This window comes from Paenibacillus sp. FSL K6-1096 (genome assembly GCF_037977055.1).
GTDB lineage: Bacteria > Bacillota > Bacilli > Paenibacillales > Paenibacillaceae > Paenibacillus_AQ.
Genome location: NZ_CP150274.1, coordinates 1,859,441 through 1,879,826, shown reverse-complemented (window position 1 = coordinate 1,879,826; position 20,386 = coordinate 1,859,441). Strand labels below are relative to the sequence as shown.

Below are 20,386 nucleotides of genomic sequence, written 5' to 3'. Positions count from 1 at the left end.
TACTATAATATGCGTATTTAAACCTTACAGCGGCAAGCCCATCTCGAAGATCGTCCAGTAGCTGAAGCCTGTGAACGTTACAATCATGTATCCCCAGAACAGCAGGATATAGGTTCTTTCGGTAAATTTCATGTAGCCCAGAATCACAAAAAAAGCGGTCTGCAAAAAGAACAACAGCGCCATCTCCGTAAGATCTCCGGCAAAAGCCATAAGTCCTATGGCAAGTGTGAAAAAGCCCAATACACGAAACATGCGGTCCAAGAGAGGGTCCCCCTTCCAGTATGAATCCGGCTACAGCTCTTATCAATCATTATAGCGGCTCTGCAAAACACTGTAAACGAATTCATCAAAAAAATTACAGAAATTTTTATAAATTATGATTTTTATAATTGACACAAGCCATTCTCTCGGGAAGAGAGAAATTATAGCAAAGGTAGTATGAGGTGCGGACAATTTGGAAATACAAATTAGTATCAAATAGATTCTATGAACTCTAATAGAGGCATAGAAATGGAGTAAGCAGCTTTTATCCTATTCACTACCCGGCAGAGCTGCCGGTTCTGAAGATGGTTATTTCAAGATGTTGTTAGGAGGGTTAGGCTTTATGACAGCCGTTAGACAGGATGCTTGGAGTGCGGAAGATGATCTGATATTGGCAGAAATCACACTGCGTCATATCCGGGAAGGCAGCACACAGCTTGCTGCTTTTGAAGAGGTGGGTGAAAAAATTGGCAGAACCTCCGCAGCCTGCGGGTTCCGCTGGAACAGCTGTGTCCGCAAAAGCTATGAGGATGCCATTGGGATTGCCAAAAGCCAGCGGCAGAAACGGAGTTATCTGAAGAAACAGCCCGCATCCCGGGGGGCGCAGGTGGCCGGACTTGTTCTTGGTGACCTTGAAGAAGACTACAGCCGCAGTGAGGGCATAGGCGAGAACAGCCTGTCCATCGATGCAGTAATCCGGTTTTTGAGACAGTGGAAGGGCACCTTCCAGGAGGCCGGCCGCCAGCTTAAGATGCTGGAGCGGGATTTGCGCGAGAAGGAAGATGAGCTGGCTGAGCTAAGAGTGGAGAATGAACGTTTATCCAAGGAAGTGAATCTCGCCCAGAGCGATTACCGTGTGGTCAATGACGATTACAAGGCACTAATCCAGATTATGGACCGTGCCCGCAGATTGGCTTTTCTCAATGAAGAGGATGAAGAGAAGACCCGATTTAAAATGGACGCAAATGGAAACCTGGAGCGGATCGAATAGAAGATTCACTCCCAGCAGCCCTGCAGGCGGTGCAATTTTGCCCGGCTTTGCAGGGTTTTTTGTTTTGCTTTTGAGCGGACAGGCAGGATATAATTAGGAAAATTATTGGAGGGCAGCAGGAGGCAGTACGGACATGATAATCGATATAATAGGTGCGGGCTCTCTGGGCCTGCTGCTTGCCGGCAGGCTGATTCGCGGGGGAGCTACCATACGGATCTGGTGCCGGAGTGAGCGGCAGAGCCGGGCTTTAACAGAAGACGGGCTGACGGTCAGCTATGAAGACGGCAGAGCGTCTATATCAGCGGCCGGCGGCAGCTTCTCTGCCGGACCGGTAACAGCGTATGCGCAGCAGCAACTGGCACTGCCCGGGGATATCACCCTGATTACGGTCAAACAAAAGGTGCTGCATGAAGAGCTTCCTCACATTCTGAGGCCGCTTGGCCGGCAGAAGCTTCATGTGATCGGGTTCCAGAACGGCCGCGGACATCTTGAGCTGCTTCAGGAGCTGCTGCCGGAATCCGGTATCTGGGCGGCGGTAACGACGGAGGCGGCCAAGAGGAAAACATTAACAGAGGTTATTCATGCCGGTGATGGGGAAATATCTATAGGTAAGAGCAGCCAATCCGCGGACGGGCTTGACAGAAATCAGCAGAATTCTTGGCCCGCCGCAATAATAAGTTTCATAGAAGCTCTGAATGCAGCAGGATTTACCGCCTCTCTGTCGAAAGAAGTGGATACCATCATTTACCGGAAGCTCATGATCAATGCTGTCATTAATCCCCTGACCGCTATTTGGCGGGTCCGAAACGGCGAATTGCTGGAGTCACGCGAACGTGTGCAGCTGATGAAGGAGCTGTATGCAGAGGCAGCCGGGATTTATGGGGCCTGCGGGATTCCTGCCGGACCTCAGCTGTGGGATGCCGTCCAGGAAGTGTGCCGGGCAACCTCGGGGAATATTTCCTCTATGCTGGCCGATGTGCTGGCGGCAAGGGAGACGGAGATCCGCTGGATTAACGGAAGCATTGTGGAAATGGGACGGCGGCAGGGTATTGACGCTCCGCTGCACCGCTGGATCTGCGGTCTGGTAGAAGGCATGACTGTGAGGGAGGGGTGAGGCTGTTTGGAATTTCTCCGGAATTCGTTCGGCGTGTTAAGCGTTATTCCGATTGTTCCTTTTTTGATTGTATATTTCGCGGGAATGGGGCTGAATCAGGACAGGAGAAAAACAATGATGCTGGCGATGGACGTAACTACTTTATTTTTACTGCTGTCCGTTTCAGGCCTGTTCAATATTATTTTTGACTCCACCTTCGGCTTCTTTCTTATACTATTAATTGTATTAATATCCGCCGGGCTGATTGGAGGGGCCCAGAACCGGCTCAAAGGAAAGGTGGACGGACAACGGTTACTCCGTGCCGTCTGGCGGCTTTCATTCTTCTTTTTGGGTGCCGGTTACGTATTATTTATGATTGTAGGCCTCATTCAATACATATCACAAGCGATGTAACGTTCCACTGCTCCGGTGAAGCGTCAACGTCACAAAATTTTAAAGAATTAAAAAAAAGTCGTTTTCAGAAAATATTGCTCTAGATTTTTTTGACCACTGGTTGTATAATCATAAACCATATACCACATTCTATTTAGGGGGAACTGCTAGATGAAGAAGAGTAAAAGTCTATTGCTCATGATGGCATTAGTCTTGGTTATCGGCACAGTGCTTGCAGGCTGCGGCGGCAACAAGAACAATGGCAACAGCGGCACCAATGCAGCGGCGACGACTGCACCCGAGGGCAGCACCAACACAGGATCAGGAGATGAGAAGCTGGCTGCTGACCAGACACTCAGAGTTAACCTGACTGCAGAACCACCTACGTTTGACCCGGCGCAAGCTCAGGACAGCCAGGCTAACACCGTCCTGAAGACCATGTATGAAGGCTTGACCCGCATGAATGATGAGACTGGCCAGGCTGAGCCTGGTATTGCCGAGAAGTGGGATATTTCCGCTGACGGTCTGGTATATACCTTCCACCTGCGTGATGCACAGTGGAGCAACGGTGATCCGGTAGAAGCTGCAGATTTCGTCCGCGCATGGAAGATCGTGCTTGATCCGAACACAGACCCTACTGCACCTTATGCGTATCAATTGTACTACCTGAAGAATGGTGAAGAATACTACACTAAGAAAGTTACAGATTTCAATGAAGTAGGCGTTAAGGCTGTAGATGCCAAGACTCTTGAAGTTACGCTGAAGGCTCCAACTCCTTACTTCCTTGGACTTCTGTCCTTCTATACGTACTACCCTGTACACAAGTCCGTTGAAGGTAATCCGAAGTGGGCTACAAACAAAGACACTATGATCACTAACGGTGCATTCACACTGACAGAGTGGACTACCGGCCAATCCCTGCAAGTAAGCAAGAACGACAAGTACTGGGATGCTGCTAACATCAAGCTGAGCAAGATTGACTTCTCCCTGATCAACAGCGGTGCAACTGAACTGCTGAGCTACAAGAACGGCGAGCTTGACCGTGCAGGCGCACCGCATGGTGAACTTCCGCAGGAACAGATTCCAATCGTTCAGAAAGAACTGCCTAACGAATTCCAGAGAAAAGGTATCGCAAGTACCTACTACTATGAATTCAACATCACTGAAAAACCGTTTGACAACGTTAAAATCCGTAAAGCTCTGGCTATGACGGTTAACCGTCAGGCTCTGATCGACAATGTAACCCTGGGCGGACAGCTGCCTGCATTCGGCTTCGTACCTCCTGGTATCGCCGGTGCTGACGGTGAATTCCGCAATGCTGTCAAAGACGATTACTTCAAAGAAGATACAGAAGAAGCTAAGAAGCTGCTGGCTGAAGGTCTTGCTGAAGAAGGCCTGACTTCACTGCCTCCAATTGAACTGTCTTACAACACAAGTGAAGGCCACAAGAAGATTGCTCTGGCTGTAGCTGATATGTGGAAACAAGCTCTGGGTATCACTGTAAACACTGTGAACCAGGAGTGGGCTGTATTCATCGACAACCGTCAGAACCTGAACTACCAGATCGCACGTGCAGGCTGGACTGCGGATTACAATGATCCAATGACCTTCCTGGATATGTGGGTAACAGGCGGCGGTAACAATGATACTGGTTACGCTAACCCTGAGTATGACAAGCTGATCCAAGAAGCGAAAACAAGCTCCGACCTGGCTAAACGTCAAGAGCTGTTCGCTCAAGCCGAAAAAATGATCATTCAGGATGACATGATCCTGATTCCGTTCTACTACTACACCAACAACTCCCTGACTAAAGAGTACCTCAAAGGTGTAACTCTTGACTTCAGCGGTGCTATCGACTTCACCCGTGCTTACCTGCTTGAGCACTAAGATTGACAGAGCCTTCAGTTTGAATAACTGAATAGTGATCTTCTGAAGGTAGCTTTACACTTCGGGATATATATGTGGAATTCCATATATATCCCTTTTTTTTGCATTTCAGGCCTATTGTTAAACATTTCACGAGCTTACAAAATAAGAAATTAGACAAATGGTCAATTTTTTCATAAAATCTAATTATGTGTCTTAAAAAAAGTCAAAGGAGGTGTTGATGGGGATGGTTCGTTATGTAGCCAATAAGTTTTTCTATATGCTTGTTTCGCTGTTTGTGCTGATTTCAGCGACTTTTTTTCTGATGAAAGCTATTCCGGGGGACCCGTTTACGGCTGAGAAGAAGGTACCACCGGAAATTAAAGCGCGTTTATACGAGCAATATGGATTGGACAAGCCGCTCTATCATCAGTATTTCAAGTATTTGGGTGAAATCGCCCAGGGTGATTTGGGTGTATCCATGAAGCGGCTGAACCAGGATGTAACACATTTGATCGGGCAAACGTTCTCGGCGTCTCTGAAGCTGGGGGTTGTCGCAATTATTGTGTCGGTTATTGTCGGAGTCTTCCTCGGCATGATGGCGGCACTCTATCACCGCAAGTTTATTGATAGCGCAGCAATGGTGCTGGCGGTGCTGGGGATTGCGGTTCCGAGCTTTGTAGTTGCCTCGCTGCTCCAATATGTGTTCGCCTACAAGCTTCATCTGTTCCCGGTCTCCGGGTTCAAGGGGCCGATGTATTACTTCCTGCCTGTAGCCGCACTCTCGGCGCAGCCGATAGCCTTCATAGCGAGGCTTACGCGCTCCAGCATGCTGGAGGTTCTGAATGCGGACTATATCAAGACGGCTAAGGCCAAGGGCCTCAGCTGGGCAGCGATTCTGAGCCGCCATGTGCTGCGCAACGGGATTCTGCCGGTTGTCACCTACATGGGACCAATGACAGCTAACATCGTAACCGGTTCGGTTGTTATCGAGCAAATCTTCGGTGTCGGCGGGATCGGCAAGCAGTTTGTTGAAGCCATTGGCGTCCGCGATTACACCGTCATTATGGGGATTACTATCTTCTATGGTGTACTGCTGATGGTCGCACGCTTCATCACGGATATTGCGTATGTGTTTGTAGATCCGCGTATCAAACTAACTGGCGGAAAGGAGGGCTAACGATTGGCTTCTGACAAAAATCTGGTTCCGCAGCATGCGGAGCTGACACCTGATGATTTCCGTAAAGTCGGCATTGATGAACGGCAGGCTGAGGTCATTCAGCGCGAAAGTCTGTCCGCCTGGAGAGATTCCTGGGAGCGCCTGCGCCAGAACAAAATGGCCATGACCGCACTGGGCGTGCTTGGACTGATCGTACTGGCAGCGATCTTTGCTCCGTTCTTTTCCAAGTTCAATTATTACTCTAACGATTTGCTTGCCACCAATAAGCCCCCTTCATCCGAGCACTGGTTCGGTACTGATGATCTGGGACGCGACATCTTTGTCCGCACCTGGTACGGCGCGCGGATCTCGCTGATCGTCGGCCTTGCCGCTGCTGCAATTGACCTCTTCATCGGGGTTATTTACGGTGGAATTATGGGTTTCTTCGGCGGACGTGTAGACAATATCATGAACAAGATTTCGGAAATCCTCTACTCTATCCCTTACCTGCTGGTAGTTATCCTGCTGCTGGTCGTGCTTGAGCCGAGTCTCGGTACAATCATCCTGGCACTGACGATTACGGGCTGGATTACCATGTCCTGGATTGTCCGCGGGGAGATTATGCAGCTGAAGAACCGTGAATTTGTACTGGCCTCCCGTTCGATGGGTGCCGGGTCCAAACGGCTGCTCTTCAAGCATCTTTTGCCGAATGCGGTAGGACCTATTATCGTAACAATCACCTTGTCTGTGCCGAATGCTATCTTTGCTGAAGCGTTCCTGAGCTTCCTCGGTCTCGGTGTACAGGCTCCTGTAGCTTCACTCGGTTCGATGATCAATGACTCACTGACCGGCTGGCTGTATTATCCGTGGCGCTTCCTGTTCCCGGCTATTCTGATCAGCTTAACGATGCTGTCCTTCAATATCTTTGGTGACGGTCTGCGCGATGCGCTCGATCCTAAGCTGAAGAAGTAGAACAGAATCGATTCGCGGCAAAGATATTGGCATGATATTTCAAGACCCGATGACTTCTTTGAACCCAACCATGAAGGTGGGGAAACAGATAAACCGAAGTTTTGATCAAACTATCGAAAATGTCAGCGGCCGAAGCGGAAGGGCTTGAACTGCTGAAGCTGGTGGGCATGTCCAATGCGGAGGCCCGCGTTAACCAATATCTCCACGAATGTTGCGGGTGAAGCCAGGAGCTCTTTAAGAATTCCCGGCTTAAGTATAACCAGAAGGAGGTGCAGTTTGCATGAGTAAGAATTTGAGCAAGAACCTGATTGAAGTAGAAGGCCTTAAGAAGTATTTCAACGTAGGCAAAGGAAGAGTGCTTAAGGCTGTTGATAATATTAGCTTCTCTATCCGCGAAGGCGAGACTCTGGGAATGGTAGGGGAGTCTGGCTGCGGCAAGACTACTGCAGGCCGTACAGTTCTCCGCTTGTATGAGCCGACTGCAGGAAGCGTGAAGTACCAGGGAACCGATATCTACAAGCTGTCGGGCGGCAAAATGAAGGCGATGCGCCGTGATATGCAAATGATCTTCCAGGACCCGTATGCCTCGCTTAACCCGCGGTTTACGGTATCTGATATCATCGGCGAAGCGCTGGATATCCACGGTATGGCTGGAAGCCGCCAGGAGCGCAAGAAGCGGATTGAAGAGCTGCTGGATATGGTAGGCTTGAACCATGATCATGCCACCCGTTATCCGCATGAATTCTCCGGCGGTCAGCGCCAGCGTATCGGGATTGCCCGGGCGCTTGCGGTGAATCCGAAGTTCATCGTCTGCGATGAGCCGATCTCTGCGCTTGACGTCTCCATCCAGGCACAGGTTGTCAACCTGCTGAAGGAGCTGCAGGACCGTCTGGGACTGACGTATCTCTTCATTGCGCATGACCTGTCCATGGTGAAGCATATCAGTGACCGTGTAGCCGTAATGTATCTGGGCAAAATGGTCGAGCTTGCGGAGAGTGAAGAACTGTACGCGAACCCGATCCACCCGTATACTAAATCGCTGTTGTCTGCTATTCCAGTACCTGACCCGGATGTGGAAGCGAACAAAAAGCGGATTCATCTGCACGATGAGCTGGGCAGTCCGATCTATGCTGCCGGCGAGGAAACCAATGACAGTGATTATGAGCTGGTTGAGGTGTCCAAGGGACACTTCGTCGCCAAGCAGTTTGCCTAATCTTAATAGTGACAGTCACCTACAGGCGGGAGCGTTCAGCTCTCGCCTATTATTTTCATTCTGCCGGTTCACACATTTCTTTGACGCCGCACCCAACATTGGATACAATCATAAAGGGTTGTTTACTGAATATGATTTACATACAGCAGGAACATGGAGAACTGGAGGCCACTAGATATGAATGTTGTACCTGAACCGCTGCCGGGCGGATCTGCGCTCGCCGGTGACTATATACATCAATATGAAAGAGTAGGGCATTTGTATGGCGGAGACTTCCGCAGCCGGGAGAGCCGGGCGGAGCGCGCGGACTGGCTGGACCGTACCGGCAGTCTGCGGGCTGACCGGGCGAAGGTTGCTGGAGCCTTACGCGATTACAACGGCAAGCACAATGCCCACGAAGCGGTTCTCCGCTCAATTGAGCTATTGGAGCAGCCTGATACCCTGGTGGTGACGGGCGGCCAGCAGAGCGGCTTGTTCACCGGTCCGTTATTTGTGGCCTATAAGGCCATTACGGTGATTCAGGCGGCCCGTGAGGCAGCGGAGCAGCTCGGACGGCCTGTTGTGCCGCTGTTCTGGATTGCCGGGGAGGACCATGACTGGGATGAGGTCAATCATACTTATGTACTGAACCGCAGCGGCGAAATCTCCCGGATTAAGCTGGATCGCGGCGACGGGCCGCGGTCGCCGGTCAGCCAGATCAGCGTGGATGCCGAAAGCTGGCAGCAGGCTTTGGAGCAATTGGATGGACTGCTGCAGGATAGCGAGTTCAAGCCCCAGCTCATGGAGCTGGTTACCGCTGCGGCGGAGAGTGCCGGGAATATGACGGAAGCCTTTGCCAAGCTGATGGGCTCCTTGTTCGGGCAATTCGGCCTGATCTTGCTGGATTCAGCCGATCCTGCGCTGCGCAGGCTGGAGGCGCCGATGTTCGCTTCTATTATAGAGCGCAATGACGAGCTGGAGGCAGCGTATCTGGCAGCGGCTGAACAGATTACCGCCAGCGGGTACAGCTTGCAGGCCGATGTAACGCCAGGTAATGCGAATCTCTTCTATATACATGAAGGTGCACGGCTGCTGCTCCATAAGGAGGAGGGACGGTTCACAGACCGGAAGGGCACGGTATCCTTTTCCCGGGAAGACTTGCTGCAGCAACTGGAGAGCCATCCTGAACGTTTCAGCAACAATGTGCTCACGCGCCCGCTGATGCAGGATTATCTGCTGCCTGTACTGGCTACGGTGCTTGGGCAGGGTGAAATCGCCTATTGGGCTATTCCGCAGCAGGCCTTCCGGGTGCTGGACGGACAAATGCCGCTGATTCTTCCACGCATGTCTTTTACAATCATAGAGGGAACGCTTCACAAGCATATGGATAAATACGGCCTGTCCTTCACGGATGTGCAAGGGGGCTTGGAGGATAAACGCAAAGAGTGGCTTAGTGCCCAGGATGAGCTGAAGCTGGAAGAGCGGTTCGAGGAGATCCGGAGTGTGTTCTCGGGGCTGTATGAGCCGCTGATTGAACAGCTTGGCGGCATTCAGGCCGGGCTGCTGAAGCTGGGGAACAATAATAAGGAGAAGATTCTTGATCAGATCTCCTTCCTGGAGGGCAAGGCGCTGGATGCGCTGGAGAAACAGAATGAAGCTGCGCTGCGCCAATGGGAACGGATTGAGCTGTCGCTGATGCCGCTGGGTAAGCTGCAGGAGCGCGTATATAATATGATGTACTATCTGAACCGTTACGGCCTTGGCTGGCTTGAGAATGTAATGGCTGTGCCCGCCGACTTCAGCGGAACACACCGTATCATTTATATGTAAGAAGCAGTTAGAACGCAGGCTCGCCCACAATGTTAAAGGAGGGTTTCATCCTATGAGTTCATTATCCAAGGAAAATAGTATTGTCGCTGATATGTCCCTTGCGCCTGAGGGCCATCTCAAAATCGACTGGGTCCGCCAGCATATGCCGGTGCTCAACCGTATCCGCGAGCAGTTCGAAGCAGAGCAGCCGTTCAAGGGGCTGAAGGTATCGATTACGCTTCACCTGGAGGCGAAGACGGCTTATCTGGCCAAGGTAGTGCAGGCCGGCGGTGCTGAAGTAACGATTACCGGCTCCAATCCGCTATCCACTCAAGATGATGTATGTGCAGCACTGGTAGAGGACGGCATCACCGTATTCGCCAAGTACAACCCTTCTCCTGAAGAGTTCAAGGCCCTGAACATCAAGGCGCTGGAGAGCAAGCCGGATCTGATTATTGACGACGGCGGGGACTTCGCGACACTGCTGCATTCCGAACGGCCTGATCTGATGGAGAATATCCGCGGCGGGGCGGAAGAGACCACTACAGGGATCATCCGGCTGAAGGCGCTGCAGAAGCAGGGAATGCTGAAATTCCCGATGGTTGCGGTAAATGACGCTTACTGCAAATATTTGTTCGATAACCGCTACGGCACAGGACAATCGGCATGGGACGGCATTGTTCGCACGACGAACCTGATTGTGGCCGGCAAGACTGTAGTTGTTGTCGGATACGGCTGGTGCGGCAAAGGGGTGGCCATGCGCGCCAAGGGACTGGGTGCTAACGTCATCGTCACGGAAGTGGATGCGATCAAAGCGGTAGAGGCCCATATGGACGGATTCCATGTAATGCCTATGCTGGAGGCGGCGAAGCAGGGTGATTTCTTCGTGACGGTTACCGGCAACCGGTATGTGATCCGCGGCGAACACTACGATGTAATGAAGGACGGCGCAATTCTCTGCAATGCCGGGCACTTCGATGTGGAAGTGAACAAGCCGGAGCTGGCCGAGCGTTCGGTGTCCCAGCGCACAGTGCGCAAGAACATCGAAGAATATCAGCTGAAGGACGGGCGGAAGCTATACCTGCTAGCTGAAGGACGCCTGGTTAACCTGGGAGCAGCGGATGGACACCCGGCAGAGATTATGGATACCACCTTTGCCCTGCAGGCGCTCTCGCTGAGATATGTGAATGATAATTACAAGAATATCGGTGTCAAAGTAGAGAATGTTCCTTACGAGCTGGATGAGCAGGTAGCGCGCTTTAAGCTGGAGAGTCTGGGCATTGCCATCGACGCTCTGACGCAGGCTCAGGTGGAATATCTCGACAGCTGGAATCTGAACGACTAAGCATAAGGATCTGTATGAGCCCGGAGCCAGTCAGGTGGCCCGGGCTTTTGCGTGTTTTCGGGCTGCATAGAGTGCCGCTTGACAAAAAGAAAAAATTACCTCTGCCCGGAAGAAGGTTTTTGATTTTTAACGGCGAATCTATTATGCTTAGGTGGTGAAAAGTGGGGCAAAGTGGGGAATCGGGATTCAGGGGTGGGAAAAGATTATGTTTATGGGGGAATACCAGCATACCATCGACGATAAGGGCCGGATCATTATCCCGGCTAAATTCCGCGACATGCTTGGCGCTTCCTTCGTGGCGACCCGCGGCCTGGACTCATGCCTGTTTGTTTATCCCATGGAAGAATGGGGAATCATGGAGCACAAGCTCAAAAGCCTTTCACTGATGAAATCGGATGCCCGCGCCTTCAGCCGGTTCTTTTTCTCGGGAGCGACTGAATGTGTGTGGGACAAGCAGGGCAGGGTAAATCTGCCGGGCAATCTGCGGCAATACGCCAAGCTCGACAAGGACTGTGTCATTCTGGGCGTTTCAAACCGGGTGGAGATCTGGAACAAGCAGCTTTGGGAGCAGTACTACGAACAGTCAGAGGAATCGTTCAACGAAATCGCCGAGAAGCTGGTGGATTTCAATTTTGACCTATAACACACACAATCGGAATTACTGCCTTGGAGGGATGCAGCTTGTTTCACCACATCACGGTGCTTAAGGAAGAAGCGACAGAAGGGCTGCACGTCAAGCAGGATGGCATATATGTGGACTGTACGCTCGGGGGAGCCGGGCACAGCTCGCTGATTGCCTCCAAGCTTAGCGGCAAGGGCCGGCTGATCTGTCTGGATCAGGACGACTGGGCGCTGAACAATGCGAAAGAGAAATTATCCGGCTACGGGGACAAGGTGGTGACCGTCAAGACCAACTTCCGTGATCTGGAGGCGGTGCTGAAGTCGCTGCCGTTCGTCCCGCAGGTGGATGGAGTTCCGCAGGTGGACGGGATTCTGTTCGATCTGGGAGTATCCTCCCCGCAGTTTGACGAAGGGGAACGGGGCTTCAGCTACAATCACGATGCTCCGCTGGATATGCGCATGGATCAGTCGGCCAGGCTCACCGCAGCGGATATCGTCAATACCTGGAGCGAGCAGGAGATTGCCAGGGTGCTTTTCCAGTATGGCGAAGAGAAGTTCTCCCGGAGGATTGCCCGCAGGATTGTGGAGCGCAGGGAAGAACGGCCAATTGCCAACACCGGGGAGCTGGCCGAGCTGATCAAGGAAGGGATTCCTGCAGCGGCGCGGCGGACGGGCGGCCATCCGGCCAAACGGAGCTTCCAGGGACTGCGGATTGCCGTCAACGACGAGCTGGGGGCGTTCGAGGAAGGGCTTCATGCCGCTGTGCGCTGTCTGGCGCCGGAGGGAAGGGTGTCGGTCATTACCTTTCATTCGCTGGAGGACCGGATCTGCAAGCAGATTTTCAGCAGCTACCTGAGCCGTTGCACCTGCCCGCCTGACCTGCCTTACTGCGTGTGCGGTGCCGAAGGCACCCTGAAGCTGATCAACCGCAAGCCCATCGTACCCGGAGAAGCAGAGCTGGAACAGAATTCGCGTGCCCGTTCGGCCAAGCTGCGTATTGCAGAGAAATTGTAAATGACGATAAAGGAGAATCAGAGATGGCTTATACCCGCGGAAACCTGGCAGTGCAACCTAAAAGGAAAGAAGAGGCAAACCCGCTCTACCGTGAGAAAACAAAAGTCGTCACCAGGCGCAGAGTCCTGCCGTTGCAGGAGAAGCTTTTGTACATGCTGACGCTGGGAGCCTTTGTACTGGTAGCAGCCTCACTGATCTGGCGTTACGTCCATATTTACGATTTGAACCTGCAGGCCCAGAAGCTGGACAGCGAAATTGCCAAGAACAAGAAGGAAATTGCCACCTATCAGATGGAGAAGCAGAAGCTTGAACAGACAGTTGTTCAGCGGGCGCAGGAGATGGGATTCGTGATCCCGCCTGTTGATTCTACAATCTATGTGCCGATTAGCAGCCAGGCTACTGACAAGGCCGGTAACTAACCAGCGATGAACGGCAATCGCAATACTAGAGGTTGTGAGGGTTCCTTATGGTCAAAAGAATAAAACTTCGCACACTGTTTATAGGAGGGTGTATTACCCTCTTTTTTCTTGTTTTGGTCGGCAGGGTATTCTGGATTCAGGTGCTGAATGCTGAGAAATGGCAAGAGACCGCAGCCGAGCAATGGGCACATACATCCACAATTAAGGCGGTCCGCGGGGTCATTGCAGACCGCAACGGCAATGTCCTGGCCAGCGATGTTCCCGCATATACGGTAGTTGTGAACCCGGAGGTCATTGCCGAGAAGAAAATCGGCGATGAGGTGATTCAGGGCTTACATGAGCTGCTTGGCAAGCCGGTAGATGAGCTGAAGAAGCTGGTGGAGGCCAAGGATAAAGAAGGAAAGTATCTGACTAACCGGGAAATCCGCAATGAGGGCTGGAAAGTCGATGAGGAAATGAAAGATAAAGTGACGGCTTTCGTTGAGAAGCTCAAGAAGGAGCATAATACGCTGGAAACCGGAGTGGGCCTCGTCAGGGAGCAGAAACGTTATTATCCGAAGGGTTCGCTAGCTGCCCATATTCTCGGATATACCGACAGGGACGGCACGGCGAGGATGGGTCTGGAAAAGTTAATGGATACGCAGCTCGCCGGAGTCGACGGCAAGCTGTATTACCAGAGTGACGGCAAAGGGGTCAAGCTGCCGGATTCCAAGGATACATTCCAGCCGGTGGTGAACGGAAGCAACTTCAAGCTGACGATTGACAGCACGATTCAGTACTATATTGAAGAGGCGATGAAGAAGGCATATGCCGAGTACCGGCCGAAATCGATCAGTGTCATTGCTGCTGATCCCAAGACGATGGAGATTCTGGGGCTGGCGAATATGCCGACCTTTAACCCCAATGAATACTTTGACCTCAATCAGGACGCCGCAGGCTTCTTCAACCATGCAATCATGACAAGGTTCGAGCCGGGGTCTACGTTCAAGATTGTGCCGCTGGCGGGAGCGGTGCAGGAGAAGCTGTTCGATCCGAATGCTTCCGTCCATTCCGGATCTATCCGGATTAAGGGATACAGCAAGCCGATCTATGATATGAACCGGGCCGGATACGGCACAATCAGCTTCTTGGATGGGGTCAAACGGTCCAGTAACGTGGCTTTTGTTAAGTTCGGTTACGAGATGCTGGGCAAGGACAGGCTGCTGAAGTATATCAATGATTTTGGTTTTAGTGAGAAGACAGGGATTGACCTCCCGGGAGAAATCACCGGGCTGGTTAACCCGGACCCGAACCGTCCGATTGAGAATGCTACGCTTGCTTATGGTCATGGTAAGCTGCTGGTCACCCCGATTCAGCAGCTTACCGCTATGGCGGCAATTGCGAATGGCGGCAAGCTGATGGTGCCGCATGTGGTGAAGGAGATTACCGATCCGAATACCGGTAAGACGACAGTTACCCAGCCGGAGGTTGTGCGTCAGGTACTCTCGGAAGCCAGTGCCCGGGAGACAGGCAGCTATCTGGAGCAGGTGGTGGCTGACCAGCAGATCGGAACCGGCAGACATGCCTTCATCGAAGGATATCGGGTGGCAGGCAAGACGGGGACGGCCATCAAGCCTGACGGCAAGGGCGGATATGACCGGGATAAGGTTCGTTCCTCATTCCTGGGGTACGCACCGGCGAATGACCCGAAGATTGTAGTATTCGTAACGATTGACGAGCCTGCCGATGCGGCCGGCGGCGGTGCGGCGGCAGGTCCGGTCTTCAAGGAGATTGTATCGCAGGCGCTTCCTTATATGGGCGTGCCCAAAGCAGGCGATGTCGCCAATCCTGACAGCAAGAAGACGCCGAAGGCTCAGGCTGTGGTGCAGCGCAAGGCGCCGGACCTCACCGGCAAGACCGTAAAGGCTGCCAGGCAGCAGCTCATTAATCAGGGTTTTGATTTCGAAGCGGTGGGACAAGGGGCAAACGTGGTCAGCCAGTACCCTGAGAAGGATACCACACTTACCGCCGGACAGCGGATCTATCTGATTAGCGAGCAGGGCGATAATCTGACACTTCCTGACCTGCGCGGCCAATCCCTGCGTGATGCGCTGGAGATTCTTAACCTGCTGAAGGTGGGAATTACTATCGATGGAGAAGGTTATGTCACAGAGCAGACGGAATCCAAGAATAACGGCAAAACACAGGTTGCACTGAAGCTTAGCCCGCTTAATGAATATGGGGAGAACATCCCTGCAGCCTTGGCAGAGGATGCCGGTCAAGAAGAGGCCGGGAAGTAACGCTTCTATAAGGCTTGTTCTAACCCCTGTTTGTCCCGAATAGTCATGAAGATAAGAGATCATGTCTATACGAGCGAAAGCGGGGAGAATGCAATGAAGGTGTCAAAGGTCGTAAGTCGGCGGAGAATGCTGTGGACGCTGCTGGGACTGGGCGTATTGTTCGGTGCGCTGGCTGTGCGTCTTGCCTATGTGCAGTTAACCCAAGGGGAGAAGCTGAGTGCCAAGGCGGAGGATTCCTGGCGGCGGAATATCCCGTTTACCGCGAAGCGCGGCGAAATTCTCGACCGGGAGGGTGTGGCGCTGGCTTATAATATCAGCTCGCCTACGGTGTATGCCATTCCGGTACAGGTGAAGGAGAAGGAACAGACCGCGAAACAGCTGGCTCCGCTGCTCGGCATGACCGAGGAGAAGCTGGAGGCGCTGCTGACCCAGAAGAAAGCCTCAGTGAAGCTGCAGCCCGGCGGCCGCAAAATTACGATGGAGCTTGCCGCGAGCATCCGTAATTTGCAGCTGCCGGGCATCGTTGTCGCTGAGGACAACAAACGGTATTATCCCTACGGTGATCTGGCTGCCCATATTCTGGGCTTCACCGGCATCGACAACCAGGGAATCACCGGCATAGAGAGCATCTATGACAAGCTGCTTCAGGGCAGCGCGGGCAATATCTCCTATCTGTCCGATGCCGGAGGCCGGCTGATGCCCGGGTCCTCGGAGAAGTACACTGCGCCGCAGGATGGGCTCAGTCTTCAGCTGACCATCGACAAGCAGATTCAGTCCATTATGGAGCGCGAACTGGATCAGGCAATGGTGAAATACCAGGCCCAGGGTGCCTGGTCCATCGCCATGGACCCGCGCAACGGTGAGATTCTGGCGATGGCCAGCCGGCCGGGCTATGAGCCGGGGGCGTATCAGGAATACGACGCCGAGGTATATAACCGCAATCTGCCGATCTGGATGACGTATGAACCGGGGTCCACGTTCAAGATTATCACGCTGGCGGCTGCACTGCAGGAGGGCAAGGTCGATCTGCAGCATGAGCATTTTTTCGATCCGGGATATATTGAGGTCGGCGGGGCGAAGCTGCGCTGCTGGAAGAAGGGCGGGCATGGAAGCCAGACCTTCCTGGAGGTCGTGGAGAATTCCTGCAACCCCGGATTCGTGGCCCTGGGCCAGCGTCTGGGCAAGGACACCTTGTTCAAGTATATCCGTGACTTCGGCTTCGGTGCGAAGACGGGGATTGATCTTAACGGGGAAGCCAACGGGATTCTGTTCAAGCCCTCCCAGGTGGGTCCGGTAGAGCTGGCGACAACCGCATTCGGCCAGGGGGTATCCGTAACGCCGATCCAGCAGATTGCCGCAGTATCGGCGGCGATTAACGGAGGGAAGCTGTATACCCCTCATGTCGCCAAAGCCTGGATCAACCCGGACACCGGCAATGTCGTCTCCGAGACCGAGCCGGAGGAAGTGCGCCAGGTCATCTCGGCGGAGACCTCGGCGAAGGTGCGGGCTGCCCTTGAGAGCGTGGTTGCCAAAGGCACAGGCCGGCCGGCCTTCATTGACGGCTACCGTGTGGGCGGCAAGACAGGGACAGCACAGAAGGTTGTCAACGGACGATATTCTCCAACGGAGCATATTGTATCGTTCATTGGCTTCGCGCCGGCGGATGATCCGCAGATTGTGGTATACACCGCAGTTGATAACCCCAAAGGAATTCAGTTCGGAGGTGTGGTAGCGGCTCCGATTGTCCAGAATATTCTTGAGGATTCCCTGCTGTATCTGAAGGTTCCGCAGCGCAAAGACCAGCTGCCGAAGACCTACAAATACGGGGAGACTCCGATCGTAACGGTGCCTGATCTCACGGGAGCCACGGTTCAGGACATCTACGAGGACCTGAACATGAATTTCATGCTGGTGCGTTCCGGCACCGGCAATACTGTGATTAACCAGGCGCCCAAGCCGGGAGCGCGGGTGGAGCAGGGCTCCACGATCCGGATCTATATGGGAACCTCCAGTGAGCCTTAACCGATGATTGGTTGAACTTGAAAAGGATTAAATGCAGAGTGAGGGATTGCTATGAAATTGAATGAACTATCTTCTTGTCTGGCCGCTGCCCGTCTATACGGGGAGGGCGGGATTGAAATTTCGGATCTGCAGGTGGATTCCCGGAAGGTGAAGCCGGGTGATCTGTTCATCTGCCTGCCCGGATTCACGGTGGATGGGCATGATTATGCGCCTCAGGCTGCTGCAAGCGGCGCCGTTGCCCTTGTCTGCGAGCGGAAGCTTGATATTGATCTGCCGCAGATTGTGGTGGATGACTGCCGGTATGCCATGTCGGTTCTGTCCAACGCCTTCTTCGGTTCACCCAGCAGCCGGATGAAGATGATCGGCATCACCGGTACTAACGGTAAGACCACGACCTCGTACCTGATCGAACGGATCATGCTCGATCACGGAGTGAAGACCGGGCTGATCGGTACGATCCAGATGCGGTATGACGGGCAAAGCTACGGCATGTCCGGCACGACCCAGGAATCGCTTGAGCTTCAGCGCACCCTGCAGCAAATGGCGCTGAAAGGGGTCCAGTGCTGTGTCATGGAGGTCTCCTCCCATGCGCTCCAGCAGGGACGGGTGAAGGGGACGGACTACCGTACAGCGATATTTACGAACCTGACCCAGGATCATCTGGATTATCACCATACGATGGAGGAATACCGCGCCGCCAAGGGGCTGTTCTTCTCCCGTCTCGGCAACGTGATCTCCCCGTGGAAGGAAGAACGCAAATACGCTGTGCTGAATGCGGATGATGAAGCGTGCAGCTATTTTGCCGCCCAGACTGCAGCGGAAGTGATTACCTACGGGATCGACAACCCGGCGAATGTCCAGGCTTCGCAAATATCGGTCACGGCTAGAGGAACCTTTTTCCATGTCGAGACGTTTAAAGGGGCAGCAGATATTTCGCTACGGATGGTAGGCAAGTTCAACGTCTATAATGCGCTGGCAGCCATTACGGCTGCGCTGCTGGAGGATGTTCCGCTGGAAGAGATTAAGGCCAGCCTGGAATCGGTCCCCGGCGTGGATGGCCGGGTAGAGGCTGTAGACGAAGGCCAGGACTTCGCGGTGATCGTTGACTACGCGCATACGCCGGATGGTCTGGAGAATGTGCTGCGTGCAGTAACTGAGTTCGCTACCGGCAGAGTCATCACCGTCTTCGGCTGCGGCGGGGACCGGGATAAGACCAAGCGCCCGCTGATGGGCAAGATCGCCGCCAGGTACAGCGACAAGGTGATGGTTACCTCCGACAACCCCCGGACCGAGGACCCTCTGCAGATTCTGCAGGATATTGAGGCCGGACTGCGCGAGGACGGGGTGGGCCAGGAGCGGTATGAGATGATCTCCGACCGGCGCGAGGCCATTACAAAAGCTATTGAAATGGCAAGCCCCGGCGATGTAGTATTGATTGCGGGGAAAGGTCATGAGACCTATCAGCTGATCAAGGGCGTCGTTCATGATTTCGACGACCGCATCGTTGCCAAAGAAGTGATAAGGGGCCGAAGCTATTGATTACAAGAACGCTAGAGACTATCGCGGTAATGTGCGGGGGAGAGCTGTCCTCTGCACAGGATAAGAATATAGAGATTACAGGGGTCGTCACCGATTCGCGCAGCATTTCGCCTGCCTGCCTGTTCGTCCCGCTGGTGGGGGAACGTTTCGACGGCCATGCCTATGCTGCCGCCTCCCTGGCTGCCGGGGCTGCTGCCACCCTGTGGCAGCGGGACCGGGGGCCGGCTCCTGCCGGAGGCGGAGTCATTCTGGTAGAGGACACCTTGGCTGCACTGCAGCAGCTGTCCTCCGCTTATCTTCATGAGATTGCTCCCCGGGTGGTTGCAGTAACGGGCAGCAACGGCAAGACCACGACCAAGGATATCATCACGGCGCTGCTGGAGACCCAGTTCAAGGTGCACAAAACCCAGGGGAACTTCAACAACCACATCGGCCTGCCGCTGACGGTGCTGTCCATGGACCCTGATGTTGAAATCGCCGTGCTGGAGATGGGCATGAGCTCACGCGGGGAGATTGCCCTGTTATCCCGGCTGGCTGCTCCTGATGTGGCAGTGATCACTAATATAGGGGAATCGCATCTGCTCCAGCTTGGCTCGCGCAAGGAGATCGCGAGGGCGAAGCTGGAGATTGTAGAGGGACTTCAGCCGGGCGGGCTGCTGATCTATAACGGCGATGAGCCGCTGCTTGCCGAGGTGCTGGCAGAGCCTGGCTTCCGTGCGCCTGAAGGACTGAGAACCTTCCGCTTCGGGCAGTCTGAGGATAACGGCGATTATCCGACCGGCGTGATGGCGCATGGCGGGGGCATGACCTTCACCTCGCATCTTCATGCGGAGCCTGCGCTCACGCTGCCGCTGCCCGGACAGCACAATGTCATTAATGCACTCGCCGCACTTGCCGTCGCACGGCATTACGGGGTGAGCGCGGAGAATATGGTGGAGGGCTTAAGCGGCCTTAAGCTGACAGGCATGCGGATTGAACTGATTGAGGCGGCAAGCGGCCTGGTCATGCTCAATGATGCCTATAATGCTAGTCCGACCTCCATGCGGGCTGCCATCGACGTGCTGCAGTCCATGAAATGCAGCGGCAGCCGGATCGCGGTGCTGGGGGACATGCTGGAACTTGGGCCGGATGAGGTGCTGTTCCACCGGCAGATCGGCCAGTATCTCGATCCCGGGCTGACAGATGAGGTCTATACCTTCGGGCCGCTTGCCGCTCATATTGCCGAAGCGGCGGCAGAGCGGTTCGGGGACGGGCGTGTGTTTGCTTTTAACGATAAGGAAGCCTTAATTCATGCTCTAACCGCGAAATGCAGCATGAGAGATATTGTGCTGTTCAAGGCGTCCAGGGGCATGCGGCTGGAGGAAGTGCTTCACCGCCTGAGGGATTATTCCACGGACGATTCAAACTAATG

The 20,386-nt window shown here is 53.6% G+C and carries 17 protein-coding genes and 1 pseudogene; 17 read left to right on the top strand and 1 reads right to left on the bottom strand.

Going from position 1 to position 20,386, the window contains the following annotated elements; all coding sequences use genetic code 11:
* Positions 1-24: 24 nt before the first annotated feature.
* Positions 25-261 carry a DUF2626 domain-containing protein gene (locus MHI24_RS08270; protein ID WP_340025162.1) on the bottom strand — a complete coding sequence of 79 codons (237 nt, stop codon included), beginning with the start codon at positions 259-261 and terminating at the stop codon, positions 25-27.
* Positions 262-604: 343 nt separating this feature from the next.
* Here MHI24_RS08270 and MHI24_RS08265 point away from each other — a divergent pair, with 343 nt between their 5' ends.
* The 17 genes and pseudogenes from MHI24_RS08265 to murF all read left to right on the top strand — a co-directional run bounded on the left by MHI24_RS08265 (position 605) and on the right by murF (position 20,384).
* Positions 605-1,252, top strand: coding sequence for an RsfA family transcriptional regulator (locus tag MHI24_RS08265; protein WP_340025161.1), 648 nt, complete (start codon positions 605-607; stop codon positions 1,250-1,252).
* A gap of 133 nt (positions 1,253-1,385) precedes the next feature.
* Positions 1,386-2,366 carry a ketopantoate reductase family protein gene (locus MHI24_RS08260; protein WP_340025160.1) on the top strand — a complete coding sequence of 327 codons (981 nt, stop codon included), beginning with the start codon at positions 1,386-1,388 and terminating at the stop codon, positions 2,364-2,366.
* A 33-nt stretch (positions 2,367-2,399) separates the two neighbouring features.
* The gene (locus MHI24_RS08255; protein WP_340026635.1) at positions 2,400-2,759 is read left to right on the top strand and encodes a DUF3397 domain-containing protein; all 360 of its coding nucleotides are present in this window, start codon (positions 2,400-2,402) and stop codon (positions 2,757-2,759) included.
* A 150-nt stretch (positions 2,760-2,909) separates the two neighbouring features.
* Positions 2,910-4,625, top strand: coding sequence for a peptide ABC transporter substrate-binding protein (locus MHI24_RS08250; RefSeq protein ID WP_340025159.1), 1,716 nt, complete (start codon positions 2,910-2,912; stop codon positions 4,623-4,625).
* 226 nt (positions 4,626-4,851) lie between these two features.
* Complete coding sequence (locus tag MHI24_RS08245) at positions 4,852-5,784, top strand: ABC transporter permease (RefSeq protein WP_340026634.1); 933 nt, start codon at positions 4,852-4,854, stop codon at positions 5,782-5,784.
* A 3-nt stretch (positions 5,785-5,787) separates the two neighbouring features.
* Positions 5,788-6,735 (top strand): ABC transporter permease, encoded by a 948-nt coding sequence (locus MHI24_RS08240; RefSeq protein ID WP_340025158.1) that lies wholly within the window; start codon positions 5,788-5,790, stop codon positions 6,733-6,735.
* 4 nt (positions 6,736-6,739) lie between these two features.
* Positions 6,740-6,944, top strand: a pseudogene (locus MHI24_RS08235) (peptide ABC transporter ATP-binding protein); the annotation flags it as partial.
* Between the two features lie 71 nt (positions 6,945-7,015).
* Entirely contained in the window at positions 7,016-7,948 is a 933-nt protein-coding gene (locus MHI24_RS08230; RefSeq protein WP_340025157.1) for an ATP-binding cassette domain-containing protein, read from the top strand.
* A gap of 177 nt (positions 7,949-8,125) precedes the next feature.
* Entirely contained in the window at positions 8,126-9,757 is a 1,632-nt protein-coding gene (gene bshC, locus MHI24_RS08225; RefSeq protein WP_340025155.1) for a bacillithiol biosynthesis cysteine-adding enzyme BshC, read from the top strand.
* A 52-nt stretch (positions 9,758-9,809) separates the two neighbouring features.
* Complete coding sequence (locus MHI24_RS08220) at positions 9,810-11,081, top strand: adenosylhomocysteinase (RefSeq protein WP_340025154.1); 1,272 nt, start codon at positions 9,810-9,812, stop codon at positions 11,079-11,081.
* A 205-nt stretch (positions 11,082-11,286) separates the two neighbouring features.
* The gene (mraZ, locus tag MHI24_RS08215; protein ID WP_238654635.1) at positions 11,287-11,724 is read left to right on the top strand and encodes a division/cell wall cluster transcriptional repressor MraZ; all 438 of its coding nucleotides are present in this window, start codon (positions 11,287-11,289) and stop codon (positions 11,722-11,724) included.
* Between the two features lie 38 nt (positions 11,725-11,762).
* Complete coding sequence (rsmH, locus tag MHI24_RS08210) at positions 11,763-12,716, top strand: 16S rRNA (cytosine(1402)-N(4))-methyltransferase RsmH (RefSeq protein WP_340025153.1); 954 nt, start codon at positions 11,763-11,765, stop codon at positions 12,714-12,716.
* Between the two features lie 152 nt (positions 12,717-12,868).
* On the top strand, positions 12,869-13,135 hold the full coding sequence (locus tag MHI24_RS08205) for a hypothetical protein (RefSeq protein WP_340025152.1): 267 nt from the start codon (positions 12,869-12,871) through the stop codon (positions 13,133-13,135).
* A 47-nt stretch (positions 13,136-13,182) separates the two neighbouring features.
* The gene (locus tag MHI24_RS08200) at positions 13,183-15,414 is read left to right on the top strand and encodes a penicillin-binding transpeptidase domain-containing protein (protein ID WP_340025151.1); all 2,232 of its coding nucleotides are present in this window, start codon (positions 13,183-13,185) and stop codon (positions 15,412-15,414) included.
* A 93-nt stretch (positions 15,415-15,507) separates the two neighbouring features.
* Positions 15,508-17,436 (top strand): stage V sporulation protein D, encoded by a 1,929-nt coding sequence (locus MHI24_RS08195; RefSeq protein WP_340025150.1) that lies wholly within the window; start codon positions 15,508-15,510, stop codon positions 17,434-17,436.
* A 51-nt stretch (positions 17,437-17,487) separates the two neighbouring features.
* Positions 17,488-18,975 carry a UDP-N-acetylmuramoyl-L-alanyl-D-glutamate--2,6-diaminopimelate ligase gene (locus MHI24_RS08190; protein WP_340025149.1) on the top strand — a complete coding sequence of 496 codons (1,488 nt, stop codon included), beginning with the start codon at positions 17,488-17,490 and terminating at the stop codon, positions 18,973-18,975.
* The gene (gene murF / locus MHI24_RS08185) at positions 18,972-20,384 is read left to right on the top strand and encodes a UDP-N-acetylmuramoyl-tripeptide--D-alanyl-D-alanine ligase (protein ID WP_340025148.1); all 1,413 of its coding nucleotides are present in this window, start codon (positions 18,972-18,974) and stop codon (positions 20,382-20,384) included. Before MHI24_RS08190 ends, murF begins: the two co-directional genes overlap by 4 nt.
* Positions 20,385-20,386: the final 2 nt, after the last annotated feature.

What these genes read in the sequence shown, in the direction of transcription:
- MHI24_RS08265 (WP_340025161.1), top strand. Translation starts at nt 605, where the DNA reads ATGACAGCCGTTAGACAGGATGCTTGGAGTGCGGAAGATGATCTGATA.
- MHI24_RS08260 (WP_340025160.1), top strand. Translation starts at nt 1,386, where the DNA reads ATGATAATCGATATAATAGGTGCGGGCTCTCTGGGCCTGCTGCTTGCC.
- MHI24_RS08250 (WP_340025159.1), top strand. Translation starts at nt 2,910, where the DNA reads ATGAAGAAGAGTAAAAGTCTATTGCTCATGATGGCATTAGTCTTGGTT.
- MHI24_RS08245 (WP_340026634.1), top strand. Translation starts at nt 4,852, where the DNA reads ATGGTTCGTTATGTAGCCAATAAGTTTTTCTATATGCTTGTTTCGCTG.
- MHI24_RS08230 (WP_340025157.1), top strand. Translation starts at nt 7,016, where the DNA reads ATGAGTAAGAATTTGAGCAAGAACCTGATTGAAGTAGAAGGCCTTAAG.
- bshC (WP_340025155.1), top strand. Translation starts at nt 8,126, where the DNA reads ATGAATGTTGTACCTGAACCGCTGCCGGGCGGATCTGCGCTCGCCGGT.
- MHI24_RS08220 (WP_340025154.1), top strand. Translation starts at nt 9,810, where the DNA reads ATGAGTTCATTATCCAAGGAAAATAGTATTGTCGCTGATATGTCCCTT.
- mraZ (WP_238654635.1), top strand. Translation starts at nt 11,287, where the DNA reads ATGTTTATGGGGGAATACCAGCATACCATCGACGATAAGGGCCGGATC.
- MHI24_RS08205 (WP_340025152.1), top strand. Translation starts at nt 12,869, where the DNA reads ATGCTGACGCTGGGAGCCTTTGTACTGGTAGCAGCCTCACTGATCTGG.
- MHI24_RS08200 (WP_340025151.1), top strand. Translation starts at nt 13,183, where the DNA reads ATGGTCAAAAGAATAAAACTTCGCACACTGTTTATAGGAGGGTGTATT.
- MHI24_RS08195 (WP_340025150.1), top strand. Translation starts at nt 15,508, where the DNA reads ATGAAGGTGTCAAAGGTCGTAAGTCGGCGGAGAATGCTGTGGACGCTG.
- MHI24_RS08190 (WP_340025149.1), top strand. Translation starts at nt 17,488, where the DNA reads ATGAAATTGAATGAACTATCTTCTTGTCTGGCCGCTGCCCGTCTATAC.